The 24,685-nt window shown below is 73.5% G+C and carries 27 protein-coding genes and 1 tRNA gene; 17 read left to right on the top strand and 11 right to left on the bottom strand.

Annotated elements, in window-relative coordinates; translation table 11 throughout:
• Positions 1–43 precede the first annotated feature (43 nt).
• Positions 44–871 (top strand): SDR family NAD(P)-dependent oxidoreductase, encoded by an 828-nt coding sequence (locus tag J2S63_RS16620; protein ID WP_310304520.1) that lies wholly within the window; start codon positions 44–46, stop codon positions 869–871.
• On the opposite strand, the gene J2S63_RS16625 is transcribed toward J2S63_RS16620, so the two are convergent.
• The 3 genes from J2S63_RS16625 to J2S63_RS16635 are packed head-to-tail and all read right to left on the bottom strand — an operon-like array spanning position 872 to position 3,182.
• Positions 872–1,816: a carbohydrate kinase family protein gene (locus tag J2S63_RS16625; protein ID WP_310304523.1), complete on the bottom strand. Its 945-nt coding sequence runs from the start codon at positions 1,814–1,816 to the stop codon at positions 872–874. It abuts the gene before it with no gap.
• A gap of 11 nt (positions 1,817–1,827) precedes the next feature.
• Positions 1,828–2,511: a class II aldolase/adducin family protein gene (locus J2S63_RS16630; protein WP_310304526.1), complete on the bottom strand. Its 684-nt coding sequence runs from the start codon at positions 2,509–2,511 to the stop codon at positions 1,828–1,830.
• Positions 2,508–3,182, bottom strand: coding sequence for a TetR/AcrR family transcriptional regulator (locus tag J2S63_RS16635; RefSeq protein ID WP_310304529.1), 675 nt, complete (start codon positions 3,180–3,182; stop codon positions 2,508–2,510). The genes J2S63_RS16630 and J2S63_RS16635 overlap by 4 nt, the downstream gene beginning before the upstream one ends.
• 99 nt (positions 3,183–3,281) lie before the next feature.
• Here J2S63_RS16635 and J2S63_RS16640 point away from each other — a divergent pair, with 99 nt between their 5' ends.
• The 3 genes from J2S63_RS16640 to rocD all read left to right on the top strand — a co-directional run bounded on the left by J2S63_RS16640 (position 3,282) and on the right by rocD (position 7,208).
• On the top strand, positions 3,282–4,829 hold the full coding sequence (locus tag J2S63_RS16640; RefSeq protein WP_310304532.1) for a flavin monoamine oxidase family protein: 1,548 nt from the start codon (positions 3,282–3,284) through the stop codon (positions 4,827–4,829).
• Positions 4,826–5,872, top strand: a complete 1,047-nt coding sequence (locus J2S63_RS16645) for an SMP-30/gluconolactonase/LRE family protein (protein ID WP_310304535.1) — start codon at positions 4,826–4,828, stop codon at positions 5,870–5,872. Before J2S63_RS16640 ends, J2S63_RS16645 begins: the two co-directional genes overlap by 4 nt.
• A gap of 91 nt (positions 5,873–5,963) precedes the next feature.
• The gene (gene rocD, locus J2S63_RS16650; protein WP_310304539.1) at positions 5,964–7,208 is read left to right on the top strand and encodes an ornithine--oxo-acid transaminase; all 1,245 of its coding nucleotides are present in this window, start codon (positions 5,964–5,966) and stop codon (positions 7,206–7,208) included.
• A gap of 43 nt (positions 7,209–7,251) precedes the next feature.
• Here the strand turns inward: rocD and J2S63_RS16655 are convergent, their stop codons facing one another.
• Both J2S63_RS16655 and glgC read right to left on the bottom strand, forming a co-directional pair.
• The gene (locus tag J2S63_RS16655) at positions 7,252–8,316 is read right to left on the bottom strand and encodes a Rossmann-fold NAD(P)-binding domain-containing protein (RefSeq protein ID WP_310304542.1); all 1,065 of its coding nucleotides are present in this window, start codon (positions 8,314–8,316) and stop codon (positions 7,252–7,254) included.
• Between the two features lie 40 nt (positions 8,317–8,356).
• Positions 8,357–9,574, bottom strand: a complete 1,218-nt coding sequence (gene glgC, locus J2S63_RS16660) for a glucose-1-phosphate adenylyltransferase (protein WP_310304545.1) — start codon at positions 9,572–9,574, stop codon at positions 8,357–8,359.
• 34 nt (positions 9,575–9,608) lie between these two features.
• Here glgC and glgA point away from each other — a divergent pair, with 34 nt between their 5' ends.
• From glgA to J2S63_RS16675, 3 genes are all read left to right on the top strand, one after another.
• Positions 9,609–10,763 (top strand): glycogen synthase, encoded by a 1,155-nt coding sequence (gene glgA / locus J2S63_RS16665; protein ID WP_310304548.1) that lies wholly within the window; start codon positions 9,609–9,611, stop codon positions 10,761–10,763.
• Between the two features lie 145 nt (positions 10,764–10,908).
• On the top strand, positions 10,909–11,778 hold the full coding sequence (locus tag J2S63_RS16670) for an NAD-dependent epimerase/dehydratase family protein (RefSeq protein WP_310306728.1): 870 nt from the start codon (positions 10,909–10,911) through the stop codon (positions 11,776–11,778).
• Complete coding sequence (locus J2S63_RS16675) at positions 11,775–11,978, top strand: hypothetical protein (RefSeq protein ID WP_310304551.1); 204 nt, start codon at positions 11,775–11,777, stop codon at positions 11,976–11,978. The genes J2S63_RS16670 and J2S63_RS16675 overlap by 4 nt, the downstream gene beginning before the upstream one ends.
• A gap of 31 nt (positions 11,979–12,009) precedes the next feature.
• Here the strand turns inward: J2S63_RS16675 and J2S63_RS16680 are convergent, their stop codons facing one another.
• Positions 12,010–12,420, bottom strand: a complete 411-nt coding sequence (locus J2S63_RS16680) for an MscL family protein (protein WP_310304552.1) — start codon at positions 12,418–12,420, stop codon at positions 12,010–12,012.
• Positions 12,421–12,465: 45 nt separating this feature from the next.
• Positions 12,466–13,143, bottom strand: coding sequence for a Flp pilus assembly protein CpaB (cpaB, locus tag J2S63_RS16685; RefSeq protein ID WP_310304555.1), 678 nt, complete (start codon positions 13,141–13,143; stop codon positions 12,466–12,468).
• A gap of 123 nt (positions 13,144–13,266) precedes the next feature.
• On the opposite strand from cpaB, the gene J2S63_RS16690 reads away from it, so the two are divergent.
• Complete coding sequence (locus J2S63_RS16690) at positions 13,267–13,620, top strand: FmdB family zinc ribbon protein (RefSeq protein ID WP_310304559.1); 354 nt, start codon at positions 13,267–13,269, stop codon at positions 13,618–13,620.
• A gap of 10 nt (positions 13,621–13,630) precedes the next feature.
• Positions 13,631–16,222 carry a penicillin acylase family protein gene (locus J2S63_RS16695; RefSeq protein ID WP_310304561.1) on the top strand — a complete coding sequence of 864 codons (2,592 nt, stop codon included), beginning with the start codon at positions 13,631–13,633 and terminating at the stop codon, positions 16,220–16,222.
• On the opposite strand, the gene J2S63_RS16700 is transcribed toward J2S63_RS16695, so the two are convergent.
• Positions 16,200–16,796 carry a 5-formyltetrahydrofolate cyclo-ligase gene (locus J2S63_RS16700; RefSeq protein ID WP_310304564.1) on the bottom strand — a complete coding sequence of 199 codons (597 nt, stop codon included), beginning with the start codon at positions 16,794–16,796 and terminating at the stop codon, positions 16,200–16,202. The genes J2S63_RS16695 and J2S63_RS16700 overlap by 23 nt on opposite strands.
• A 36-nt stretch (positions 16,797–16,832) precedes the next feature.
• Here J2S63_RS16700 and J2S63_RS16705 point away from each other — a divergent pair, with 36 nt between their 5' ends.
• From J2S63_RS16705 to J2S63_RS16740, 8 genes are all read left to right on the top strand, one after another.
• The gene (locus J2S63_RS16705; protein WP_310304567.1) at positions 16,833–18,230 is read left to right on the top strand and encodes a UTP--glucose-1-phosphate uridylyltransferase; all 1,398 of its coding nucleotides are present in this window, start codon (positions 16,833–16,835) and stop codon (positions 18,228–18,230) included.
• 10 nt (positions 18,231–18,240) lie between these two features.
• A complete protein-coding gene (glp, locus tag J2S63_RS16710; RefSeq protein WP_310304570.1) occupies positions 18,241–19,494 on the top strand; it encodes a molybdotransferase-like divisome protein Glp in 1,254 nt (417 codons plus the stop codon).
• Positions 19,494–19,979: a cyclic pyranopterin monophosphate synthase MoaC gene (moaC, locus tag J2S63_RS16715; protein WP_310304574.1), complete on the top strand. Its 486-nt coding sequence runs from the start codon at positions 19,494–19,496 to the stop codon at positions 19,977–19,979. Before glp ends, moaC begins: the two co-directional genes overlap by 1 nt.
• On the top strand, positions 19,976–20,464 hold the full coding sequence (locus tag J2S63_RS16720) for a MogA/MoaB family molybdenum cofactor biosynthesis protein (RefSeq protein ID WP_310304577.1): 489 nt from the start codon (positions 19,976–19,978) through the stop codon (positions 20,462–20,464). The genes moaC and J2S63_RS16720 overlap by 4 nt, the downstream gene beginning before the upstream one ends.
• Positions 20,461–21,063 (top strand): GNAT family N-acetyltransferase, encoded by a 603-nt coding sequence (locus tag J2S63_RS16725; RefSeq protein ID WP_310304580.1) that lies wholly within the window; start codon positions 20,461–20,463, stop codon positions 21,061–21,063. Before J2S63_RS16720 ends, J2S63_RS16725 begins: the two co-directional genes overlap by 4 nt.
• Positions 21,064–21,187: 124 nt before the next feature.
• The gene (gene sepX, locus J2S63_RS16730; protein ID WP_310304581.1) at positions 21,188–22,126 is read left to right on the top strand and encodes a divisome protein SepX/GlpR; all 939 of its coding nucleotides are present in this window, start codon (positions 21,188–21,190) and stop codon (positions 22,124–22,126) included.
• 80 nt (positions 22,127–22,206) lie between these two features.
• Positions 22,207–22,282: transfer RNA gene (locus tag J2S63_RS16735), tRNA-Ala, on the top strand.
• Positions 22,283–22,485: 203 nt separating this feature from the next.
• Positions 22,486–22,821 carry an STAS domain-containing protein gene (locus tag J2S63_RS16740; protein ID WP_310304584.1) on the top strand — a complete coding sequence of 112 codons (336 nt, stop codon included), beginning with the start codon at positions 22,486–22,488 and terminating at the stop codon, positions 22,819–22,821.
• A 27-nt stretch (positions 22,822–22,848) separates the two neighbouring features.
• On the opposite strand, the gene J2S63_RS16745 is transcribed toward J2S63_RS16740, so the two are convergent.
• The 3 genes from J2S63_RS16745 to J2S63_RS16755 form a co-directional block, all read right to left on the bottom strand.
• Complete coding sequence (locus J2S63_RS16745) at positions 22,849–23,259, bottom strand: rhodanese-like domain-containing protein (protein WP_310304586.1); 411 nt, start codon at positions 23,257–23,259, stop codon at positions 22,849–22,851.
• 76 nt (positions 23,260–23,335) lie between these two features.
• Positions 23,336–23,776 (bottom strand): OsmC family peroxiredoxin, encoded by a 441-nt coding sequence (locus tag J2S63_RS16750; protein WP_310304589.1) that lies wholly within the window; start codon positions 23,774–23,776, stop codon positions 23,336–23,338.
• A gap of 92 nt (positions 23,777–23,868) precedes the next feature.
• Entirely contained in the window at positions 23,869–24,663 is a 795-nt protein-coding gene (locus J2S63_RS16755; RefSeq protein ID WP_310304592.1) for a class I SAM-dependent methyltransferase, read from the bottom strand.
• Positions 24,664–24,685: the final 22 nt, after the last annotated feature.

Here is a 24,685-nt window from a genome sequence, read left to right on the forward strand (position 1 = left end):
CCGACCCCCGATGAGCCCCCGATGAGCCCCCGATGAGCCCCCGATGAGCAGCGTCGGCCTCGTCACCGGCACGTCCTCCGGGATGGGCCTGCACACCGCCGTGGAGCTGGCCCGGCGAGGCATGGTCGTGGTGGCGACGATGCGCGACATGGACCGGAACGGCCACCTGCTGGCGGCGGCGCAGCGGGCCGGCGTCGAGGTCGACGTACGCCCGCTCGACGTCACCGACCACGCTGCGGCCCGCGCGTGCGTCGACGGCGTGCTCGCCGACCACGGACACCTCGACGTCCTGGTGAACAACGCCGGTCGCGGCGCCGTGGGCACCGCCGAGCAGCTGAGCCTCGACGAGGTGCGCGCGCAGCTCGAGGTCAACTACCTCGGCCCCGTCGCCCTGACCAAGCTGGTGCTGCCGCACATGCGTGCCGCCGGCTCGGGCCGGGTGCTCACCGTGACCAGCGTCGGCGGGGCGGTTGGCCAGCCGTTCGCCGACGCCTACTGCGGCGCGAAGTTCGCGGTCGAGGGCTTCATGCAGTCCCTGGCCACCGTGGTGCTGGCCCACGGTGTGTGGGTCTCGGTGATCGAGCCGGCTGCGGTGTCCAGCGAGTTCGTCGGCAACGTCGATCGGCCCGAGGTGTCCGACGAGGACCCCTACGCCGCCCAGCTGCGGGCCTACGTCGCGCGCACCGAGGGCGCGTTCGCCGCGGCGCAGAGCGCAGTCGACGCCGCCCGGTCGATCGCCGAGGCGGTCACGGCCGACGGCTACCGCTTCCGGTGGCAGACCTCGGAGGCCGCGGGCGCGTTCGCGGGCCTGTCGCTCGGCGACCTGGACGGCAGCCGGGTCCTCGGCGCCACGCGTGGCTGGATCGAGTGATCAGCGACCCGCGCGGGTCGGGGTCCTGATCGCGAAGTCGTCCACGGACGCCAGGTCGTAGGTCCCCGCGTCGGTGCCCACCCCGCCGACGACCTGGGCTGCCGTCGCGTTGCCCAGGACCGCGGCCTGGGCCGGCGTACGCCCTCCGGCGACGCCCAGCAGGAAGCCGGCGCTGAACGCGTCGCCGCAGCCGGTGGTGTCGACCACGTCGACCTCGAAGGCCGGGACCCGCTCGACGCCCGCGGCCGTGGCGACCAGCGCGCCGTCGCCGCCGCAGGTCACCGCCACGCACCCGACGCCGCGGTCGAGGAGCACGCGGGCGGCCTCGCCGAGGTCGTCGAGTCCGGTGAAGCCGCGCAGCTGCTCGTCGTTGGGCAGGAGGTGGTCGACGTGGGGCAGGCAGGCGCCGACCCACTCGAGCATGTCGGGGTCGCCGGGCGCGAGGAGGTCGACCGAGGTCGTCGCACCGGCCGCGCGCGCGGCCTCGAGCAGCGCGCCGGCCGCCTCGCCGCCGAGGAACTCAGGGCCGCCGAGGTGCACCACGTCGTAGTCGCCGAGCGTGGTGAGGTCGAGGTCGTCCAGCGTGTAGGAGCCGTTGGCGCCGATGCAGTGCCAGGCCGGGCGGGCGCCGTCGGGCCGCACGGGCAGCACGCTCGCCGAGGTCTGGACGTCCGGCCGGGTGACCAGGCGGGTGGTGTCGACCCCGTGGTGCTCCAGCAGCTGCCGGAGCACGCCGGCCAGCGGGTCGCGTCCCAGCGCCCCGGCGCTGTGGACCTCGGCCCCCAGGCGGCTGAGCACCACCGCGGTGCCGCCGGCCGTGCCGGCGGGGGACACGCGGATCTGGTCGACGATCTGTCCCTCGGACCCCTCGGGGATCGACTCGACGTGGCGGACGTGGACGTCGAGGACGTGGACCCCGACGGCCAGGACTCGGACCGGACTCATGCTGCTTCCCCCTACGTGCTGGTGGTGCTGGTGCTGCCGGCGGCTCGGGTGGAGCCGTAGGAACGGGTGAGGGCGGCCTCGACGACCGCGGTCTGCTCGGCCTCGGTGAGCGGGCGGGGCGTGCCCATCAGGCAGGCGTCGCGGTGGACGGTGCACAGCCACTCGAGCAGCACCGCGTGGTCGAGGGCCGTGGCGAGCGAGGGTCCCCAGGCGACCGACCCGTGGTTGGCCATGAGCGCGGCCTGGCGGCCCTCGAGGGCGGCGTGCACGTGGGCGGCCAGCTCGGGGCTGCCGAAGGGGGCGAACGGGGCCACCCGGACCTCCCCGCCGAGCAGGAGCTGCTGGTAGTGCAGGACGGGCAGCGTGTCGGTCACGGTGGAGACCGCGACCCCGACCGGCGCGTGGGTGTGCACCACCGCGACGGGCTCGTCGTGTGCCCGGTGGATCCCGAGGTGCAGCTCGAGCTCGGAGGTGGGCTCGAGGTCGCCCTCGACCAGCCGCCCGGACCGGTCGACCAGGACGACGTGCTGCTCCTCGAGGGTGGCGAAGTCGGCTCCGGTCGCGGTGATCGCGACGTGGTCGCCCACGCCGAGCGAGACGTTGCCGGCCGTGCCCACGACCAGCCCCTGCGCCGCGGCGCGGCGGCAGGTGGCGACGACCTCGGCTCGCGCCGAGGCCCAGGGCGCCTGGGTCACACCTCGATCCCGGTCAGGCCGGCCGGGGTGGCGTAGCGCTGCAGGTAGGTGGTCAGCAGGGTGACGGCCTCGGAGATGATCGCCGGGTCGCCCTCGAGGGTCTCCTCGTAGGCCAGCTGGAACAGCCGGTCGCCCATCTCCACGGCGAGCTCGGCGATGAGGACGGTCACCTCGGGCATCGTCAGGCCGAGGTCGGCGGCGAAGCCGAACAGCATCGCGGCGACCTTGCGGTTGTGGTCGCGGCCGTAGTCGCGGATCGCCTGGTTGGTGCGCCCGCGCAGGTAGATCATCACGAAGGCCGGCCGCTCGGCGTAGACCTGGGTGAAGGCGCTGATCGTGGCCTCGACGAGGCTCTCCAGGCTGATGCGTCGCAGGGCCCCGACGTGGGCCGCCACCCGCTCATCCATTTCTGCCATGTCTCGCTCCACGAGGGCGAGCAGGATGTCATCCTTGTCGGCGAAGTACTGGTAGAGCGAGGCCACCGGGACGCCAGCGAGATCCGCGATGCTCCGGGTGCCGACGGCGTCGACCCCTTCCGCGACCACGATCCGGGCGGCTGCGTCGAGGATGGCCTCGACCCGCCGGCGGCTGCGCTCCTGCTGGGGCACCCGCCGCATGCGCGGCTCGCCGGGGTCGACCGCAGGGGCGGTCTCGGAGGTCGGTGGCGTCATGCGAGAAGCGTAGCAATCTGGACGGGAACCTGACAGGTGTTTATATTTATTTCCTCCAGATCGCTCTGACCCGGCCCGCCGGGAGACAAGGGAGGCACCATGACCGAGCAGGAGCCCACCTCGGGAGAGCTTCCCACGGTCCCGGCGCTGAGCCGGCGCGCGCTCGTCGGTGGGGCCGGCGCGCTCGCCGCCACCGGCGCGCTGACCGTCGCCGGAGCCGTCGAGGCCGACGCCGCCACCTCGGGCGGCAGGCTGCCGTCGCGCGTCGACGTGGTCGTCGTCGGTGGCGGGCTCTCCGGCCTCGTGGCCGCCCGCAAGATCCGCCACGCCGGGAAGTCGGTCCTCGTGGTGGAGGCCCGGGACCGGGTGGGTGGCCGGCTGCTCAACCACCGGCTCAGCACGGGCCACGTGGTCGAGGCGGGCGGTGCGTTCGTGGGCCCGACCCAGGACCACGTGCTGCGCCTGGCCCGGCAGCTCGGGGTCGACACCTTCCAGGAGTACATCAAGGGCAACAACGTCTACATCGACTCCCTCGGCCAGCGGGAGGAGTACACCGGCACCGTCCCGACCGGCGACCCCGCGATCGCCGACGCGCTCAAGCTGATCAACGACATCAACAGCTACGCCGCCGAGATCGACGTCAGCGCCCCGTGGACCCACCCCAAGGCCCGGGAGTGGGACCGGATGACCCTCGACGAGTGGGTGCGCCGCAACGTCGTCGTCCCGCCCAAGCCCGGGCAGATGAACTCCCAGACCCAGAAGCTGCTGCTGGCCTACCTCCAGGCCGCGTTCGGCAACGACGGGCTGGAGATGTCGTTCCTGTTCTTCCTCTGGTACACCGCGTGCTCCGGCAACGAGCGCCACGTCGGCACCTTCGACCGCAACTCCGGCACCGACAACGCCGCCCAGGACGCCCGCTTCGTCGGCGGCTCCCAGCTGCTGCCCATCCGGCTCGCCCGGATCCTCGGTGACCGGGTGGCGCTCAACGCGCCGGTCCAGCGGATCCGCCAGACCTCGTCGTACGTCGACGTGCACACCTCGCGCGGCGTCGTGCGGGCCAAGCGGGTCGTCGTCGCCGCTCCGCCGGCCGCGGTCCTGGGCATCGACTGGTTCCCGATGATGCCGGTCAAGCGCATGGCGATGCTGCAGCGCATGCCGATGGGCACGCTGATGAAGTGCGACGCGGTCTACGAGACCCCGTTCTGGCGCAAGGCGGGCCTCTCCGGCTCAGGCCTCAACACCTCCGGGGCCGTGCTCACCTGCTTCGACAACTCCCCGCCGGGGGCCGACGCCCCGGGCGTGCTGCTGTCGTTCGTCGGCGGGTCCACGTGGCGTCGCTACGGCACGATGACGCGGGCCAAGCGACGTGCGGCCGTGCTCGAGGGCTTCGCCAAGATCGTGGGCGACCAGGCGCTCAAGCCGATCGAGTACACCGAGCACGACTGGACCCACGAGCGGTGGACCTACGGCAGCCCGGTCGCCTCCATGGCGCCGGGTGCGCTGACCACCTACACCGACGCGCTGTGGCGGCCGTTCCGCCGGGTGCACTGGGCCGGCACCGAGACCTCGACCTACTGGACCGGCTACATGGACGGTGCCGTGCGGGCCGGCGAGCGCGCCGCCGTCGAGGTCCTGGAGCGGCTGTGAGGCGCGCGTTCGCGGCCGCCGCCGCGCTCGCCGTCCTCGTGCCACTGGCCGGCTCGGTCCCGGCCACCGGCGCCGCCACCCGCGCGAAGTTCGACACCCGGGTCTTCGCCCGGGTCGCCCGGCCCGGCTACCCGGCGTACGTCCACGTCAGCACGACCACCGGACGCGTCTACGCCGGCACCTACACCAACCCGCAGGGCGACACGCAGCGCTCGCGTGTCTACGAGTGGACGCCGTCGGGGGCCCTACTGCGCTCGTGGACCGTCCCGGGCCAGGACCTCAGCCAGGAGCACGGCGTCCAGGTCGCCACCAACGACGCCGCCGGCCGGCTCGTGCTGCTGGAGAAGTCGACGCGGCGGATCATGCGGCTGAACGTGCGCACCGGCCGGTTCTCGACGTACTCCCGCCTCCCCTCGGGCTCGATCCCCAACTACGCCGCCTGGGGTCCCACCGGCGCGCTCTACGTCACCGACTACGCCAAGGGAGTCATCTGGCGGGTGCCCAGGGGCGGCGGCACGGCGCGGGCGTGGTTCCGCGACCCGCGGCTGGCCGGCAACGAGTTCGGCACCACGGGCATCGTGATGGGCCCTGCCCGCAAGGCCTTCTACCTCACCCAGCAGACGACCTCGGCGCCCGGCTTCGACCCGACCAAGGGCTACCTCTTCCGCCTCGGGCTGCGCGCCGACGGCCGGCCCGGGGCGCTGCGCCTCCTGTGGACCAGCGGCTCGACTGACCTGCCCGACGGGTTCGGCATCGGCAGGTCGGGGCGGTTCTACATCTCGCTGGCCGGGCTGACCAACCAGCTCGCCGTCGTCGCACCGGACGGCACCGAGCTGCGGCGGTTCCCCGGGACCCCGTTCACCGGTGACAACGGCTCCGCGATCCCGTTCGACACCCCGTCGAGCGCGACCTTCAGCGGGCGCCGGGTCCTGGTGGCCAACCAGAGCTTCACCGGCGACACCACCCACCACGCGATCCTCGACGTGTACGTCGGCGAGGAGGGCATGCCGATCTACGTGCCCCGGAGCGCCGGCGTGCGCTGATCCCCTCGGCGGTCGAGCCTGTCGAGACCACGCCGCCGATCCCATCGTGCCTACCATGGCGGCAGGGACGGGGAGAGCGACGGGAGCGCAGATGACGACGACCACGGGGACCACGTCGGGACTGTTCGACGAGGGCACGGCCCTCTCGAGCCAGGAGCACATCGCGCTCACCGAGCGCTACGCCGCGCACAACTACCACCCGCTGCCGGTGGTGCTGGCCTCCGGCGAGGGCGCCTGGGTCACCGACGTGGAGGGCCGTCGCTACCTCGACTGCCTCGCGGGCTACTCCGCGCTCAACTTCGGCCACGCCCACCCGCGGCTCGTGGCCCGCGCCGAGACCCAGCTGCACCGGCTCACCCTCACCTCGCGCGCCTTCTTCAACGACCAGCTCGGGCCGTTCGCCGAGGCCCTGGCCCGGCTGACCGGCAAGGAGATGGTCCTGCCGATGAACAGCGGCGCGGAGGCGGTCGAGACCGCGCTCAAGGTCGCCCGCCGCTGGGGCTACCAGGTCAAGGGCGTCGCGCCCGAGCAGGCCTCGATCGTCGTCATGCGCGGCAACTTCCACGGCCGCACCACCACGATCGTCAGCTTCTCCGACGACGCCGAGGCCCGTGACCACTACGGTCCCTACACCCCGGGCTTCCGCGTGGTCGAGTACGGCGACGCCGCGGCCCTGCGCGCCGCCGTCGACGACACGACCGTGGCCGTGCTCCTCGAGCCCATCCAGGGCGAGGGCGGGGTGGTGATCCCGCCGGAGGGCTTCCTGCGCGAGGTCCGCCGGGTCTGCTCCGAGGCGCGGGTGCTGATGGTGGCCGACGAGATCCAGTCGGGCCTCGCCCGGACCGGCCGCACCTTCGCCTGCGACCACGAGGACGTCGTCCCCGACGTCTACGTCCTGGGCAAGGCCCTCGGAGGTGGCCTCTACCCCGTCTCGGCGGTGGCCGCGGACCGCGACGTGCTCGGCGTGATCACCCCCGGCTCCCACGGCTCGACCTTCGGTGGCAACCCGCTGGCCGCCGCGATCGGCCACGAGGTCGTCCTCATGCTCGAGACCGGCGAGTTCCAGGAGCGCGCATCCGTCCTCGGGGCCCGCCTGCTCGCCGGCCTCCAGCCGCTGGTCGGCGACGGCCTGGACGCCGTACGCGTGCGCGGGCTGTGGGCCGGTCTCGACGTCTCCCGCGGGATCACCGGCCGCGCGGTCTGCGAGCGGCTGATGGACCGCGGGGTCCTGGCCAAGGACACCCACGGCAGCACCATCCGCCTCGCCCCGCCGCTGGTCGCCTCCGAGGACGACGTCGACCTCCTGCTCGAGGCGGTCCGGGCCTCCATCGCCTGACCCACCCGCCTCCACCTGCCACCGGCTTCCCCGGGCGGGCGGGTCAGGGCAGGCGGCCGACCGCGTCGTCGTACGCCTTGGCGGCGGCGGCCCAGGGCCCGACGGGCGGGTGGTCGCCGAGACCGAGGAGGTGGGGGGTCAGGTCGGCGGAGAAGGTGATGCTGGCCTCGCGGGGGAGCAGGGACGGCAGGTTGTCGACCGCGATGACGTCCATCCAGCCGCCCTCGGGGCCGGTCACCCGGCGGACGGGGGACTCCCACGAGGTGATCGAGGTGTTGACCGGCAGCATGTTGGTGTCGGAGGTGACGTCGCAGGTCACGTCGGCCAGCACGCGCAGGCGGCGGCGCCGGTCGAGGTCGTCCCTGGTGACGAACGGCGTCGTCGGCACGGTGGTGAGCACGCAGTTGACCAGCAGGTCGTGTCCGAGCAGGTGGGAGACGTCGCGGGTGCGCGACTCCGAGCGGTCCCAGCGCATCGGGGCGAGCCCGGCGACGGCGAGCGCGTCGACCGCGCCCCGGCCCGAGCGGCCGCGGGCCCCGGTCACGACGGTCAGCGTGTCGACCGGGTCGAGCCCGGTGGCCTTCACCGCGGCGTCGAGGGTGGGCTGGTCGGTCGGCGCCAGCGGCGTCTCGAGCGCCCCGGCGAGCTCGAGGACGCCCAGGGCGGCGCCGACGTAGCCCGCCCAGTAGCCGAACGCCACGACGCGGCGGCCGTTGTCGTCGGTGAGGTACTCGATGTCGAACAGCTGCCCGCGACCCTTCTCGAACCGGGTCAGCGTGTCGACCGCCTCGTGCTGGCCCTTGAACGAGTGCGCGAAGTAGATGTGGCGGTGGTGCAGCTCGGCGGGTTCGTCGGGCAGCTCCTTGATGCCGAGCACCCAGGCGTCCTCGGGGGCGTCCACCCAGGACCCGGTGGCGGCGGTCGACGCGCCGGCCTCGGCGTACTCCTCGAGGTCGAAGACGCGCTGGGGCGACTCCTCGACGGTGACGCGCAGGCCCGAGGCGACCAGGCGGCGTACGTCGTCGGGGACGACCGGCGCGCGGCGCTCGGTCGAGCGGGTCTCGTGGCGGACCCAGACGTGCGGGGACAGGGACGAGCGGGAGGGCATCAGGCCATTGTCGGGGAGGGCCGGTGGCTGCCCAAATCGGCTACTTCTCGATCACGTGGCCCTTGCCGATGACGGTGATGCCGCCCTCGGAGACGCTGAAGCCCCGACGCCGGTCCTCGTCGTGGTCGACCCCGATCAGGCAGCCGTCGGGGACGACGACGTTCTTGTCGATGATCGCGTTGCGCACCACCGCGCCCTTGCCGATCTGGACGTTGTCGAGCAGCACGCTGCGGAAGACGGTCGCGTGGTCGGCGACGTAGCCGTGGATCCCGACCACGCTGGCGTCGACCGAGGCGCCGGAGACGATCGAGCCCGCGCAGACGATCGAGTCGCGCACCGCGGCGCCGGAGACGAACTTCGCGCCGGGCAGCTCGCTGTGGTGGGTGAAGATCGGCCACTCGGTGTTGTAGAGGTTGAACACCGGGACCGCGGAGACCAGGTCGAGGTGCGCCTCGTGGTAGCTGTCGATCGTCCCGACGTCGCGCCAGTAGTCGCGGTCGCGCGGCAGCGAGCCGGGCACCTCGTTGCGCTTGAAGTCGTAGACCGCGGCGCGGCCGTCGTCGACCATCATCGGGATGATGTCGCCGCCCATGTCGTGGCGCGACGAGGGGTCGGCGGCGTCCCGCTCGAGCGCCTCGACCAGCGCCTTGGCGGTGAAGACGTAGTTGCCCATCGAGGCGAACGACTCCTCGGGGGAGTCGACCAGCCCGGGTGGGTCGGCCGGCTTCTCGAGGAACTCGTCGATCGAGATGCCGTCCTCGCCGGTCTTGATCACCCCGAACTGCCAGGCCTCCTTGCGCGGCACGCGGATGCCGGCGACGGTCACGTCGGCCCCCGACTCGATGTGCGCGGCGACCATCTGCGAGGCGTCCATGCGATAGACGTGGTCGGCACCGAAGACGACGATGTACTCCGGCTGCTCGTCGCGGATGAGGTTCATCGACTGGTAGATCGCGTCGGCGCTGCCCTGGTACCACCGCGGGCCGCGACGCTGCTGGGCCGGCACCGGGGCGACGTACTGCCCGAGCATCGGGGCGAGTCGCCAGGTCAGCGAGATGTGGCGGTCGAGCGAGTGCGACTTGTACTGCGTGAGGACCGCGACGTGGCGGAACCCTGCGTTGACCAGGTTGGACAGGGCGAAGTCGATGAGGCGGTAGGACCCTCCGAACGGCACGGCCGGTTTGGCCCTGTCCTCCGTCAGCGGCATCAGCCGCTTCCCCTCGCCTCCGGCCAGCACGATGCTCAAGACGCGAACCATGTCCTCAACCTAGCCGCGCGACTACGTTGAAGCCATGCGCGCAGCGATCCTGACCCGCGAGTTCCCTCCTGACGTCTACGGCGGAGCCGGTGTCCACGTCGACTTCCTGGTCCGCGAGCTCCGCCGGCTGATCGACGTCGACGTCCACTGCATGGGCGAGCCACGCGAGGGCGCGACCGCCCACTCCGAGAAGGATCCGCGCCTCGCGGGGGCCAACGCGGCCCTGCAGGTGCTCAGCACCGACCTGGAGATGGCGGCGGCCGTGTCGGAGGCCGAGGTCCTCCACGCGCACACGTGGTACGCCGGGATGGCGGGACACCTCGGCAAGCTGCTGTACGACGTCCCGCTGGTCATGACCGCGCACTCCCTCGAGCCGCACCGGCCGTGGAAGGCCGAGCAGCTGGGCGGCGGCTACCAGGTCTCCACCTGGGCCGAGCGGACGGCGTACGAGAACGCCGACGCGGTCGTGGCGGTCAGCCACCAGATGGCGGCCGACGTGGTGGACGCCTACCCGGCCGTCGACCCGTCGAGGGTGCACGTGATCCACAACGGCATCGACACCGACTTCTACCGCCCCGACCCCGACCGCTCCGTGCTCGACCGCCTGGGGGTGGACCCCGACCGCCCCTACCTCGCGTTCGTCGGCCGGATCACCCGCCAGAAGGGGGTCCCGCACCTGCTGCGCGCCGGGCTGCACCTCGACCCGTCGATCCAGCTCGTGCTCCTCGCCGGGGCCGCCGACACCCCGGAGCTCAAGGCCGAGACCGACGAGGCGATCGCGGACCTGCGGGCCTCCCGCGACGGCGTCTTCGTCGAGTCGACGATGCTGCCGCGCGAGGAGGTCCGCCAGGTGCTCACCGGGGCGGCGGTCTTCTGCTGCCCGTCGGTCTACGAGCCGCTCGGCATCGTCAACCTGGAGGCGATGGCCTGCGAGACCGCCGTGGTCGCCTCCCGCATCGGCGGCATCCCCGAGGTGGTGCAGGACGGCGAGACCGGGCTGCTGGTCGACCTCGACCCGCAGGACCCGGCCGGGTTCGAGCGCGCGTTCGCCGAGGCGGTCGACGCGGTGGCGCTCGACCCCGTCCGCGCCGAGGCGATGGGCACCGCCGGACGGCGGCGCGCGGTGGAGCAGTTCGCCTGGGCGCAGATCGCCGAGCAGACGGTCGCTCTTTATGATTCGGTGCGTTAGCGGTGCCATGGCGCGGAAACATGCGTCACATGCGTCGCAGGCCGCAGGAATTGCGTGACGAACACCACGTGGCGGGCTTGCCGTGACCAACCTGTTACCGCATGATGGGGCGGATTTGTCCCGACCAGGAGGTTGCGCTTTGAGGGTGGCCGTCGCCGGCGCCGGCTCCGCAGTGGGGTGCTGTGCGGTCCCGTGGCTGCAGGACGCGGGACACGAGGTGGTCAGCCTCGGGCGCTCGATGCGCAGCCTCCTCGACGTCGACCGCATGGCAGGTCTGCTGAGCGGCTGCGACGTCGCGCTCCACCTCACGCCCCCTGCGCCGCCGGGCTTCTCCGTCGCCGCGTGGAGCCGTGACTGGCGGCTGCACGACCTGACCCTCACCCTCGGCGTCCAGCGGCTGCTCGAGGCCGCCCGGGCTGCCGGCGTACGCCGGGTGGTCGCCCAGAGCGCCTCCCTGGTCTACGCCGACCAGGGCGAGGACTGGATCACCGAGGGCTCGCCGGTCTGCGTGACCTCGGCGACCGAGCCCGCCTCGGAGGGCGAGCTGGCCGTGCAGGAGTTCGCCGCCGAGCCCTGCCACACCGGCGTCATCCTCCGGATGGGCCAGCTGGTCGGCGACTGCCACCACACCGAGCACTCCCTGCGCAAGGCGGCCAGGGGCAAGGCCGTCGCGGTGGGGGAGCCCGAGGGCTTCGTCCACCTGATCCACAGCGACGACGTCGGCCCGGCGATCGAGGCCGCGATGACCATCGGGTCGGGGGTCTACAACGTGGGCGCCGACCCGGTCCGGCGCAGCGAGCTGGCCGACCGGCTGGCCGCGGCGGTCGGCCGTGACCGCGGTGCGTTCCTGGGGCCCCTGCGCCGCCGTCTGGGCGGGGACCGCCTCGAGCCGCTGCAGCGGTCGCTGCGGGTGAGCTCGACGAGCTTCACCCACGCGACCGGCTGGATGCCGCGTCGCAACTCCCTCGACGCCACGTGGTTCGAGCTCCCGCCGCGCGCCGGCGCCCTGCGGTGAGCGGCGAGCCCCGCGACCGGCCGGGCGAGGACGCCGCCCTCGACGCCGAGGAGGCACGCCGGCGCGCGCGTCGACGGGCCGAGGTGTTCGGCGAGGTGCTGCCCGAGTCGACCCGCGACGACCGGGACCCCGAGCAGCCCGTCGAGTCCCGCGACCGCGACGCCGAGCTGAAGCGCAACGTCCCGCCCCACCACGGCTGAGCCGCGTGGGACGGGACGTCGAGGGTCTCGGTCAGACGCCGGCAGGCGGGATGCCGCCGGTGGTGCCTCCGGTGGTGCCGCCCTGGGCGACGAGCACGTCGCGGATCTGGGTGAGCAGCGCGATGTCCTCCGAGACGCCCTCCTCCTGGACCTCGGTGGGGAAGAAGCGGTCCTTGGCCTTCTGGTAGGGCAGGACCACGAAGAAGTAGACGACCGCGGCGAGGATCACGAACGCGATCAGCGCCGTGAGGAACGCACCGACGGGGAGGTGGCCCGGCTTCCACTTGGTGAAGTCCGGGTTGCCGCCGGCGATCTTGGCGACGATGCCGAGGATCAGGGCGGTGAAGGCGGTCACCACGGTGGCGAAGGCGCCGCCCATGATGAACGCGACGGCGAGCTCGACGAGGTTGCCGCGCAGCAGGAAGGCCTTGAAGCCACTCATGAGTGTTCCCCCTGGGATGGGTGGGGTGGGTAGGACACCAGCACACTAGCCACTCCAGGTGACCGTGAGCAGCCGCGACCCGGCCGCCGCCACCAGGCTCTCCACCTGCTCGGGTGGGACGGCCAGGACCACCAGGCCCCCGCCCACCGCCTCCACCGAGGAGGCCCGCCCGGTGTCCTCGTCGGGGACGGTGACGACCTGCGCGTCGGGCGCGACGACCCAGGCCCGGCCCGCGCCCTGGACGGGCGCGGCGAGCACGTCGACGCTGTCGCCCGGGCGGAGCAGTCTCAGGACGCCCGCCTCGGCGACCCGCACCGGGACCGCGACGAGCCCGGGGTAGCCCGCCACCAGCGACGGGGCGACGAACCGCCGGTCGGTGAGCACCTCGCCGGCGCGGACGGGGGCGGCGAGGGTGCGTCCGGCCAGGTCGGCGACGACCGCCGTGGCGCCGGACGGCACGGCGTCCGCCGGGAGCCGGCGTACGACGAGGTCCCCGGCCCCGAGCGCGCCGCCACCGGGCAGGTCACGGGCCGCGACGACGACGGACCTGGTCGGGGGAGGTGGGGGATCGGTCCCGCGGAGGCCCACCAGCACCGCGAGGCAGGCGAGGCCCGCGGCGAGCCACCGGCGGCGCAGCACCACGAAGCGGTGCAGCCGACGGCGGACCGAGGACGAGGCGAGCGGCCCGGTGGGCGACGTCGTGGGCGGGGTGGAGGGGGCCATGGAGCGGACGCTAGGAGCCCCCGGCGACGCCCGCCCGGTCTCTCCACAAGGGGATGATTCCCGGCCCTGCTGATTGTTTGGGATCATGTCCCAGCGCCCACCCCGTCGACCCGGAGGACCCCCGTGCCCACCTACCAGTACTCCTGCACCGAGTGCGGTCACTTCTTCGAGCAGGTGCAGAGCTTCACCGAGGACTCGTTGACCGTGTGCCCGGAGTGCCAGGGCCGGCTCCGCAAGGTCTTCAACGCCGTCGGCGTGGTCTTCAAGGGCTCCGGCTTCTACCGCACCGACAGCCGCGGCAGCAGCTCCGCCACCGAGCCGAGCACGGGCGGCACGACCACCGCCTCCGGCTCCACCACCGGTGGCTCCTCCGGCTCGAGCGAGAAGAGCAGCACGACGGGCACGCCGTCGGGCTCGGGTTCGGGCTCGGGTTCGGGCTCCTCCGGCGGGTCGACCGCCGGCGCCGGCGTCGGCTGAGCGGGCCGGGGTGAGCCCGGACGAGGCACGACCCTCGCCCCTTCCTCGTCGCACGTGGCTCGGCCGTCCGCGCTGGGTGCGCTGGTCGGCGTACGCCTCCCTCGCGGTGGCGCTGCTCCTGGTCGCCGGCAGCGTCTCGGCGGTGCGGGCGGTCCGCGCCTCGTTCCCGCAGACCACGGGGACCCTCGACCTGCCCGGCCTCGACCACGAGGTCCGCGTGCTGCGCGACGACGCCGGCGTCCCGCAGGTCTACGCCTCCACGCCGCACGACCTGTTCCTCGCGCAGGGGTTCGTGCAGGCGCAGGACCGGTTCTACGAGATGGACGTCCGGCGCCACCTCACGGCCGGCCGGCTCTCGGAGCTGTTCGGCTCCAGGACGCTCGACGCCGACAAGGTCGTGCGGGCCCTGGGGTGGCGGCGCGTCGCGGAGCGCGAGGTGGCCCAGCTCGACCGCGACACGCAGGCCCACCTCGCGGCGTTCAGCGACGGCGTCAACGCCTACCTCGCCGACCGCTCACCGGGCGACATCGCCCTGGAGTACACCCTGCTGTCCCTGGGTGGCCTCGACTACTCGCCGGAGGCGTGGACCCCCGCCGACTCCGTCTCGTGGCTCAAGGCGATGGCCTGGGACCTGCGCGGTGACATGCAGGACGAGGTCGACCGGGCGCTCATGTCGACCCGGCTCGACCCGGCTGAGATCGACGAGCTCTACCCCGACTACCCCTACGACCGCCACGCCACGGCCATCCCGGGACGCGCGGCGGGCCGCCCGGCTCCGGCCACGACGGCCGGACGCGTCCCGGCCCTGGCCGCGCTCGTCCGCGTCCGGGACGCGCTCGACCACCTGCCCGTGGCGGTGGGTGCCGGCGCGGAGATCGGTAGCAACGCCTGGGCGGTCGACGGGACCCACTCCGCCACCGGCGAGCCGCTGCTGGCCAACGACCCGCACCTGACCACCAGCCTGCCCGGTGTCTGGTACCAGATGGGGCTGCACTGCGAGCCCTACGGCGACGCCTGCCCGTACGACGTCAGCGGGTTCACCTTCGCGGGGTTCCCGGGCGTGGTGATCGGCCACAACCGCGACATCGCCTGGGGGATGAGCAACCTGCGGCCCGACACCACCGACCTCTACCTCGAGGGCGTGGACGGCGACCGCTACCGCCGCGGGGCGCGGTGGGTCCCCTTCGCCCGCCGCACCGAGACGATCCGGGTGGCGGGGGAGGACGCCTACACCTTCACCGTCCGGTCGACGGTCCACGGCCCCGTCCTCTCCGACGTCGGCCAGACCTACGCGACGGTCGGCGCCAACGCGCCCGACGGGGGCTTCGGCAGGCCGGGGTCCACCGCCCCCGACGGCCCCTACGCGGTCTCGCTCGCCTGGACCGCACTCCGGCCGTCCCGCACCGCCGCCTCGATCCTCGCCCTCGACCGGGCCACCGACTGGGAGTCCTTCCGCGAGGCACTGCGCGGGTTCGCGGCTCCGGCGCAGAACGTCGTCTACGCCGACCGCGCGGGCCACATCGGCCTCCAGGTCGCCGGGCGGCTCCCGATGCGCCCGCGGGACGTCTCCGGTGCGGACGCCAAGCCCGGCTGGCTGCCGCGACTGGACTGGTCGCGTCGCACGGTCCCGTTCGACGACCTGCCCTCCGAGCTCGACCCGGCCGACGGCCTCGTGGTCTCGGCCAACCAGCCACCGCTGACGCCCCCGACGCTGCCCGGGCTGGTCACCACCAACGGCTACGGCTACCGCAGCCAGCGCATCCGCGACGTGCTCGAGGACCTCGGCACGGGGGGCAAGGTCACCGCCGACGACCTGCGCGCGCTCCAGCTCGACTCCCGCAACGACTTCGCCGCGGTGCTCGTGCCCTACCTGCTGCGCGTCGGGGTGGGCGGCCCTTACTACTCCGCCGGCCCCAGGCTGCTCGAGCACTGGGACCACACCCAGCCGCGACGGTCGCCGGCCGCCGCCTACTACAACGCGGTGTGGAGGCAGCTGCTGCTGCTCACCTTCGGCGACCAGCTCCCGGCGTCGGTGCCGATCAACGGCGGCGAGCGGTGGTTCGAGGTGGTGCGCTCGATCCTCGACCAGCCGCGCAGCCACTGGTGGGACGACGTCCGCACCGACGTGGTGGAGGACCGTGACACGGTGCTCCGCGAGGCGATGCGCGCCGCCCGAGACGAGCTCACCCGGCTGCAGTCGCGGCGGGCCGCGCGCTGGACCTGGGGCCACCAGCACCGTCTCGAGCTGCGCGACCAGACCCTCGGCGAGTGGGGCAACGGGCTGGTCCGGCGCCTGCTCGACCGCGGTGGGTGGCACGTCGGGGGCGGTCCCGGGACCGTCGACGCGACCGGGTGGGACGTGCGCGAGGGCTTCACGGTCACCGCGGCCCCGTCGATGCGGATGGTGGTCTCCCTGGCCGACCTCGACGACTCCTCGTGGGTCAACCTGACCGGTGCCAGCGGTCACGCGTTCTCCGCGCACTACACCGACCAGACCGACCTGTGGGCCGCCGGGCGCACCCGCCCGTGGCCGTTCACCCCCCCTGCGGTCCGGGCCGCCGCCGAGGACGTGCTGGTGCTCAGGCCCGCCCGCAGGGACTGACCCCGCCCGGAGTCGCCACGGCGGTGACCCGCCGGTCGTGCGGGTCGACGGGCACCTCGAGCGGCCACTCCCCGTCGTACAGCAGGGTGCAGGTGAAGGTGCCGACCGGCACCCGGCCCAGCGCTCGGTCGTAGGAGCCGCCTCCGCGCCCCAGCCGGTGGCCCTCGGTGGAGACCGCGAGGCCGGGGGTGAGGACGACGTCGGCGGTGCCGATGCTCTCCGGGCCGAGCCGGCGGGTCGCCGGCTGGAGCGTCCCGCGCCCGCCGCTGACCAGGTCGTCCGGGCCGGTGTACTCGGCCCAGTCGAGGTCGTTGTCGCCGAGCAGCACCGGCACCACGACGCGCTTGCCGGCCGCCCGGAGGCCGTCGATCAGGGGGCCGGTCCCGGGCTCGCGCCCGACGGAGACGTAGGCCGCGACGGTGGCGGCCCGGCGCACGGGGGTGCAGGCCAGGAGGTGGCTCGCGATCGCCTCGGCGTCCTCGCGCTGCTGCAGCAGCGAGCGGCGCCCGCGGGCGGTCAGGATCTGGTCGCGCAGCGCCGTCTTGGCGGCCGCGGCGCCGTGCTCGAGTGCCACGCCCGCCAACCTAGCCCGCGCCCCTAGGCTCTCCCCATGAGCGACGAGGGGCTGGAGCAGGCGCGGGCCAAGATGCAGGCCGAAGGAGTCGACGACACCGCGATCGAGGTGTTCGCCCACTACTACCGCCTGGTCGAGAGCGGCGAGTCCGGCATGGTGCCCGAGGACACGATCGAGCCGGTCGAGATGGACTCCCTGGCCGACGTCGAGGTGCCCGAGGACGAGGCCGCCCGCGCGCTGGCCGGCACGGTCGTGATCAAGCTCAACGGCGGTCTCGGCACCTCGATGGGCATGGACCGCGCCAAGTCGCTGCTCGAGGTGCGCGACGGGTTGTCCTTCCTCGACATCACCGCGCGCCAGGTGATCTCGCTCCGGGAGAGGTACGACGTCCGCCTGCCGCTGCTGCTGATGGACAGCTTCCGCACCAGTGACGACACCCTCGCCGCCCTGGCGCAGTACGACGGCCTGGAGACACCCGACCTGCCGCTGGACTTCCTGCAGAGCAAGGAGCCCAAGCTCCGCTCCGACGACCTGACACCGGTCGAGTGGGAGGCCGACCCGTCGCTCGAGTGGTGCCCGCCCGGGCACGGCGACCTCTACCCGTCGCTCCGGTCGAGCGGCCTCCTGCAGCGCATGCTCGACGCGGGCTACGAGCGCGTGTTCGTGGCCAACGCCGACAACCTGGGCGCGGTCGCGGATCCTCGCGTCGCGGGCTGGTTCGCGCAGAGCGGTGCGCCCTTCGCCATCGAGGCCGTACGACGGACGCCGAGCGACCGCAAGGGCGGTCACTTCGCGCGGCGCAAGGAGGACGGCCGCATCGTGCTGCGAGAGACCGCGCAGACGCTGCCCGAGGACCAGGAGGCGCTGCAGGACCTCAGCCGCCACAAATATTGTTCGACCAACAACTTGTGGTTCGACCTCCGCGCGATGGTCGACCTGCTCGACGAGCGCGACGGCGTGCTCGGCCTGGCGATGATCAAGAACACCAAGACCGTCGACCCCTCTGACGCCGACAGCCCCGAGGTGATCCAGATCGAGACCGCGATGGGCGCGGCGATCGAGGTGTTCGAGGGCGCGGTGACGATCGAGGTCGGACGCGACCGGTTCGTGCCGGTCAAGACGACCGACGACCTGCTGGTGCTGCGCAGCGACTGCTACGAGCTCGACGAGCACCACGTGCTGCAGCAGGTGCCCGAGACGATCCCCTTCGTCGACCTCGCCCCGTCCTACAAGCTGGTCGAGGGCTTCGAGCGGCTGGTCGAGGAGGTGCCCTCGCTCAAGGACGCGAGCAGCCTCCGGGTCGAGGGGGAGTGGGCGTTCGGGCCGGGGGTCCGCGTGGTCGGGGACGCGACCCTCCCCGCGGAGGGCGGGCGCGTGGAGGACACGGTCCTCGGAGATGCCGGGGACCCCGGGGACTCCGCGGACGAGGGCTAGGGTCCCGACCATGGCGTTCGAGCCGCACGACCGCGAGCCGCTGGGCACCGTCGAGGAGCACCTCCACCGGGTGCTGGAAGGGATCGAGCCGCTGCCTGCCTTCGAGCAGCCGCTGATCGACAGCCTCGGCCTGCCGGTGTGCCGACAGATCACCTCGCCGATGGACGTCCCGTCCTTCGACAACTCCTCGATGGACGGCTACGCCGTGCGCCGTGAGGACCTCGCGGGCGCGTCGGAGGACTCGCCCGTCCAGCTGCCGGTCGTGGGGGAGTCCGCCGCCGGCCAGAGCAAGATCCTCGGCATGTCCGGCGGCTCGGCCGTCCGCATCATGACCGGTGCCCCGCTGCCGCAGGGGGCCGACGCGGTCGTGCCGGTCGAGTGGACCGACGCAGGGTCCGCCAGCGTGCGCATCCGGCGGCAGCCCGACGCCGGCCAGCACGTCCGGCGCCGGGGCGACGACATCGCCGAGGGCGAGCTGCTGATGGAGGAGGGCGCCCTGCTCGGTCCGCGCCAGGTCGGCCTGCTCGCCGGCGTGGGCATGGCGCGGGTGGCCACGCGCCCCCGGCCCCGGGTGGTCGTGATCTCCACCGGCGCCGAGCTGCGCGAGCCCGGCGGACGGCTGTCCCACGACACCATCTACGACTCCAACTCGTTCATGCTCGCCGCCGCGGTGCGCCAGGCCGGGGCGATCGCCTACCGCGTCGGCATCGTCAGTGACGACCCCACCGAGTTTGCCGACGCCCTCTCCGACCAGCTGGTGCGCGCCGACGCGGTCATCACCAGCGGCGGGGTCAGCAAGGGGGCCTACGACGTCGTCAAGGAGGTGCTCAGCCAGACCGGCACGGTGTGGTTCGGCGGCCTACGCATGCAGCCCGGCAAGCCCCAGGGGTTCGGCCACGTCGGCGAGGACCGGGTGCCGATCTTCACGCTTCCCGGCAACCCGGTGTCGTCCTACGTCTCGTTCCAGGTCTTCGTCCTGCCCGCGCTGCGCAAGATGATGGGCCGCACGCCGGTCAGCCGGCCGCGCGTGCGGCTGCGGATCGACGAGGGCTTCCGCTCCCCGGCCGGCCGCGAGCAGTACGTCCGGGCACGGGTCCGCCCCGCCCCCGACGGGGGCTCGACGGTCAGCCCCGTCGGCGGTCACGGGTCCCACCTGCTGGGCGACCTCTCCGCGTCCGACGCGCTGGTCGTCGTACCCGCGGACACCGAGGTGGTCGAGGCCGGCTCGACCGTCGACGTCCTCCTGCTCGACCAGGACTTCTGATGGCTCCGTCCGAAGGACCCCGCCTGACCCACGTCGACGAGTCCGGCGCCGCGCGCATGGTCGACGTCTCGGCCAAGGACGTGACCACCCGCCAGGCGGTCGCCACCGGGCGCGTCCTGGTCAGTCCCGAGGTGGTCGGCCTGCTCCGCGGTGAGGGCGTGCCCAAGGGCGACGCGCTCGGGGTGGCCCGGGTCGCCGGCATCATGGCCGCCAAGCGCACCCCCGACCTCGTGCCGCTGTGCCACCCGCTGGCGATCAGCGGGGTGGTGGTCGACCTCGACGTGGCCGACGACGGCGTGGACATCCGCGCCACCGTGCGCACCAGCGACCGCACCGGGGTGGAGATGGAGGCGCTGACCGCGGTGTCGGTCGCCGCCCTCACGGTCGTCGACATGGTCAAGGCCGTCGACAAGGGTGCGGTGATCACCGACGTCCGGGTCGAGTCCAAGTCGGGCGGCAAGAGCGGCGACTGGGAGCGGTCGTGAGGGCGGCCGTCGTGGTCGCGAGCAACCGCGCGGCCCGGGGGGTGTACGCCGACACGACCGGCCCGCTCATCGTCGAGGCCCTGCGCGCGGCGGGGTTCGAGACCGGCGACCCGGTCGTCGTGCCGGACGGCGAGCCCGTGGGGGAGGCGATCCGTCAGGCCGTCGGCTCGGGCGCCCGGGCGGTGCTCACCACCGGCGGCACCGGCCTGACCCCCACCGACCTCACCCCCGAGGTGACCAGGGCGCTGCTCGACCGGGAGGTGCCGGGCATCGCCGAGGCGGTCCGGGCGCACGGCGTCGCCAAGGGGGTCCACACCGCGGCCCTCTCGCGCGGGGTCGCCGGCGTGGTCGGACAGGCTCTCGTGGTCAACCTGCCCGGCTCGCGGGGCGGTGTGAAGGACGGGCTCGCCGTCGTCCTGCCCCTACTGCGGCACGCGGTCGAGCAGATCGTGGGCAGCGACCACCCCCGGGACGACGGCCAGTGAGTGCCGCGCCGCTCGGGTGGCCGTCGGTCACGCTCCGGCACGGCCACGTGGCCCTGCGACCGCTCGCGGGCCGGGACCGCCGCGCCTGGACCGAGACGCGCATGCGCAACCGAGGCTGGCTGGAGCCGTGGGAGGCGACCCGACCGGCCGAGGCGCCCCCGGGCCACCAGTCCTACCGCAGCATGCTGCGCGACCTGCGTGCCCAGACCCGGGAGGGCAGGTGCCTGCCATTCGCGCTGACCGTCGACGAGCGGTTCGCCGGGCAGGTGACGGTGAGCAACGTGGTCGCGGGCTCGGCGCTCTTCGCCTCCGTCGGCTACTGGATCGACCAGCGGCACGCGGGGCACGGCTACATGCCGCTCGCCGTGGCGATGACGGTCGACTACTGCTGGGAGCAGGTCGGCCTGCACCGCATCGAGGTCGCCATCCGCCCGGAGAACGTCGCGTCGTTGCGAGTGGTGGAGAAGCTCGGCTTCCCCGAGATCGGCTACGCCCCCAAGTTCCTGCACATCAACGGGGCCTGGCGCGACCACCGGTTGTTCGCGCTGTGTCGTGAGGACGTCCCCGGCGGGCTGCTGCGGCGACTTCTGTCGTCCTGACAAGAAGTCCTCGGGCGGCTGACCGGGCCGCTCAGGACCCGAAACCTCAGCAGTCACACGAGTTCCCCTGCGACACACCCTCCGCGATCCCGCTCTGCGGCGTTCGTCCCTCTAGCGTTCTCCTATGCTCTCCGGCGTCATCTTCGTGGCACTCGCCCTCCTCTGGGCCCTCTTCCTCATCCCCAAGGCGCTGCGGTCCCACGACGAGGCCGCGCGCCCGCGCTCGGTCGAGAGCACCTCCGACCACGCGCGGGTGCTCCACCGGCGCGACGGCGTCGCCGACCCGGTGACCGGTGCCGTGACCGACGCCGTGACCGAGGTCCCCGCCGCACCCGTCGCCGGGTCCCGCCCGGCGCCCCAGCCCGTGACGGTCCCCGAGCAGCGTCGACCCTCCGCCCGGGCGCTGACCGAGCGGCGGCGTCGCCAGGCCGCGGCCGCGGCCCGCCGTCGCCGCCGTGTGCTGGGTCTGCTGCTCGGCGTCACCGTCGTCGTCGCAGTCCTGGCCGGCACCGGCGTGCTGCTGCCCTGGGCGCCCGCCGTCCCAGTCGTCGTCGTCGCCGGCTTCCTCGTCGTGGCCCGGGCGACCGTGCGCGGCGAGCGTCGCCGCTGGGAGTCGGTCCGCACCGGCCTCGCCGAGCACGGCGCGCAGACCATGGAGCCCACCGAGCAGACCACCTCGCAGGTGGCCGAGGCCGCGCAGCCCGTCCTCGAGGCGGCGGCGACCTGGCAGTCCGGCCCGGTCCTCGTCCCCGTGCCGCGCAACGAACAGGGTGTCGCGCTGGTCAGCGACGTCGAGGACACCTCGGCGTTCAGCGCCGCCGCGCTGGCCGAGGCCGTCGGTGCCTCGGGGCAGACCTCCACCTTGTGGGACCCGCTGCCCGTCACCCTCCCGACGTACGTCGGCAAGCCGCGCGCGACGCGCTCGGTCCGCACGATCGACCTCAACGCTGCCGGCGTCTCCAGCTCCGGCCGCAACGCCGCCGACAGCGCCCTGGTGGCCGAGTCGGCGACCGCGGGCCGCGACGAGCAGGGCGGTCAGGGACGGCGGGTCGTCGGCGGCTGAGACCACCGACGGGCGGGCCCGCGGCCGGTGCCGGAGACGCCGCCGGACCCTGGTAATCTTCCCGTCGTCCTCACGGACATGGGGCTGTGGCGCAGTTGGTAGCGCGTCTCGTTCGCAATGAGAAGGTCAGGGGTTCGAATCCCCTCAGCTCCACCACCGGGCCGCTGGGCGGCCCGCCCCCACCCCAGGGGAGGGGATTTTCGAAAGATCGCGATTCCGGCCGGTGTTCGGTTGGTGATTGCCTCCCGCAGGGCGTACGGTCGAGAGACCGGGAGCTTCTCGGCGATGCGTACCGCGTCACCGTTTCCGGTTGGAGTTATTCGGAGCTCGTCCTCCGAAGTAAGGGCCAAGGGTGATCCATGGCTGAGATCCGAACCTTCCAGCACCCGCTCGTCCCGTTCGCCGTCAGCAGTGACATGCACGACGGCCACCTCGCACTCGACCTCTCCGGTGAGCTCGACCTCGCCTGCACCGATGCTCTCGACCGTGACGGCCACGAGGACGACCTGTCGGTCTCGGACGTGACGGTCGACATGTCCCACCTCGAGTTCATCGACACCGCCGGCGTCCGCGCCCTCGTCGAGGTCAAGAACCGCCACCTCGACCGCGGCCGGAGCGTCCAGATGGTCAACCCGGTCACGCTCGTCCGCAAGGTCGTCGGCCTCTACGGCCGCGCCGACCTGCTCGCGGGCTAGGAGCGACCCGGCAGCCGGTCGCCCGACTCAGTCGGCGACCGGCAGCCCTGCCGCCCTCCAGGCGGCGAAGCCACCGACCACGTCGGTGGCGCGGTGCAGCCCGAGGCTCCTCAGGGCGTCCGCAGCCAGTGACGAGCTGTAGCCCTCCTGGCACAGCACCACCACCCGCGCGTCGTACGACGCCTGCGGAAGCCGCGCCTCGCAGCGCGGGTCGAAGCGCCACTCCAGGTGGTTGCGCTCGACCAGCAGCACCTCGACCGACGGGGCGACCTCGCCCTCCTCCGCCCGTTGCCAGCCCGGCCGGATGTCGACCAGCAGCGCCGCCCCGCGGCGCACCTCGTCGTGGGCCTGCTCGACGGAGACGCGCTCGAGCCGGGACCGGGCGTCGGCCAGCATGGCGTCGACGCCGTCGTGCTGCGGCGGCAGGGGGGTGCTCACGTGCTCATTGTCGGGCACTGCGCCACGAGCCCCGCCCTGCGGGTGCGGGACGGGGCTCGAGGAGCGCGAGGGCCGGTCAGCCCTCCAGCGCGGCGTCCAGGGTGATGTCGACCGCCTTGAGGGCCTTGCTGATCGGGCAGCCGGCCTTGGCCTCCTCGGCCGCCTGCACGAAGCCGGCCTCGTCGAGGCCGTCGACCTCGCCGCGCACGGTGATCTTGATGCCGGTGAGCTGGAAGCCGCCGGCCGGGTCGGGCCCGAGCTCGACATCGGCTCGCACGTCCAGGGACTGCGGGGTGCCGCCGGCCTTGGCGATCAGCGACGAGAGCTGCATCGCGTAGCAGGAGGAGTGCGCCGCGGCGACGAGCTCCTCGGGCGAGGTGGTGCCGTCGGCGTCGTCGGCCGCGCGCTTGGGGAAGGAGACGTCGAACGTGCCGACCTTCGAGCTGGACAGCTCGACCTGGCCGGATCCGTCCTGCAGGCCGCCGTTCCAGGCGGTGCGGGCTGTGCGAGTGGGCATGAAGGGGTCCCTTCGAGTCTGGGCACGTGGTCACTGCCCAGCCTGCCCCGGCCGGACAAGCCGCGCCCGGGAGGTCCGGCGGCCGGACAGGGTCAGGCGCGGGGAGCGGAGGCGCTCGCGAGCACCCGGCGTACGGCGTCCCAGCGCTCGAGGCTGCGCACGCCCTCGTCGTGGAAGGACCGCAGTGCCGGGTCGTCGCCGGGGTCGAGGGCCGCGGCCTCCTCCCACATGCCGCGCTCCTGCCGGCGCCAGTCGGGCCGCTCGATCACCACGACGTCCTCGAACCCGGCTCGGGCGAGGCCGCCCGCCAGGTCGACGGACCGGAGCCGCTCGGGGAGGAGGACGTCGCCGCGGTCCACCGGCTCCCAGCAGGTGAGCACGACCCGGCCGCCGGGTCGCAGGACGCGGCGGAGCTCGGCGTACGCCGCGGCCGGGTCGGCGGCGAACTGGATCGCGTCGATGTACACCACGGCATCGGCGCCGGCGTCGGGGAGCCCGGTGGCGGCGAGCTCGCCGGTGGCGAAGGTGGCCTCGCACGCCCAGCCTCGAGCCACCTCGCGGGCCTGTCGGAGCGCCTCGTCGGAGAAGTCGACCCCGGTGAGCCGCGCCGCCGCCCGGGTCGCGAGCTCCAGGCCGTAGCCACCGCGTCCGCACGCGAGGTCGACCAGGTGGCCGCCGGCGGGGAGCCGCAGCAGCCCGTGCACCTCGGCGACGCCGTCCCAGGTCAGCAGGCTGTTGGAGGGCAGCCGCTCGGGGAGTCCGAGGTGCCGCCGGTGGACCTCGTCCTTGTCCACCGCGGCGGTCCGCAGGTCGCCGGGACCGGGCGCACGCAGGTCGGCGTACCAGCGGTCGAAGTAGTCGGCCAGGGCGCGGGTCTGCTCGTCCATGGAGGGCAGTATCCCCCCCAGG

Source organism: Nocardioides marmoribigeumensis (assembly GCF_031458325.1).
In the GTDB taxonomy this organism is placed as follows: Bacteria; Actinomycetota; Actinomycetes; order Propionibacteriales; family Nocardioidaceae; genus Marmoricola_A; species Marmoricola_A marmoribigeumensis.

Bases quoted from the DNA above. Each gene is read 5' to 3' on its own strand.
- glp (WP_310304570.1), top strand. From the start codon at position 18,241: ATGGCGTTCGAGCCGCACGACCGCGAGCCGCTGGGCACCGTCGAGGAG.
- J2S63_RS16680 (WP_310304552.1), bottom strand. From the start codon at position 12,420: ATGAGTGGCTTCAAGGCCTTCCTGCTGCGCGGCAACCTCGTCGAGCTC.
- J2S63_RS16750 (WP_310304589.1), bottom strand. From the start codon at position 23,776: ATGCCCACTCGCACAGCCCGCACCGCCTGGAACGGCGGCCTGCAGGAC.
- J2S63_RS16625 (WP_310304523.1), bottom strand. From the start codon at position 1,816: ATGAGTCCGGTCCGAGTCCTGGCCGTCGGGGTCCACGTCCTCGACGTC.
- glgA (WP_310304548.1), top strand. From the start codon at position 9,609: ATGCGCGCAGCGATCCTGACCCGCGAGTTCCCTCCTGACGTCTACGGC.
- moaC (WP_310304574.1), top strand. From the start codon at position 19,494: ATGGCTCCGTCCGAAGGACCCCGCCTGACCCACGTCGACGAGTCCGGC.
- J2S63_RS16655 (WP_310304542.1), bottom strand. From the start codon at position 8,316: ATGCCCTCCCGCTCGTCCCTGTCCCCGCACGTCTGGGTCCGCCACGAG.
- J2S63_RS16755 (WP_310304592.1), bottom strand. From the start codon at position 24,663: ATGGACGAGCAGACCCGCGCCCTGGCCGACTACTTCGACCGCTGGTAC.
- sepX (WP_310304581.1), top strand. From the start codon at position 21,188: ATGCTCTCCGGCGTCATCTTCGTGGCACTCGCCCTCCTCTGGGCCCTC.
- cpaB (WP_310304555.1), bottom strand. From the start codon at position 13,143: ATGGCCCCCTCCACCCCGCCCACGACGTCGCCCACCGGGCCGCTCGCC.
- J2S63_RS16635 (WP_310304529.1), bottom strand. From the start codon at position 3,182: ATGACGCCACCGACCTCCGAGACCGCCCCTGCGGTCGACCCCGGCGAG.
- J2S63_RS16620 (WP_310304520.1), top strand. From the start codon at position 44: ATGAGCAGCGTCGGCCTCGTCACCGGCACGTCCTCCGGGATGGGCCTG.
- J2S63_RS16740 (WP_310304584.1), top strand. From the start codon at position 22,486: ATGGCTGAGATCCGAACCTTCCAGCACCCGCTCGTCCCGTTCGCCGTC.
- J2S63_RS16705 (WP_310304567.1), top strand. From the start codon at position 16,833: ATGAGCGACGAGGGGCTGGAGCAGGCGCGGGCCAAGATGCAGGCCGAA.
- rocD (WP_310304539.1), top strand. From the start codon at position 5,964: ATGACGACGACCACGGGGACCACGTCGGGACTGTTCGACGAGGGCACG.
- J2S63_RS16640 (WP_310304532.1), top strand. From the start codon at position 3,282: ATGACCGAGCAGGAGCCCACCTCGGGAGAGCTTCCCACGGTCCCGGCG.
- glgC (WP_310304545.1), bottom strand. From the start codon at position 9,574: ATGGTTCGCGTCTTGAGCATCGTGCTGGCCGGAGGCGAGGGGAAGCGG.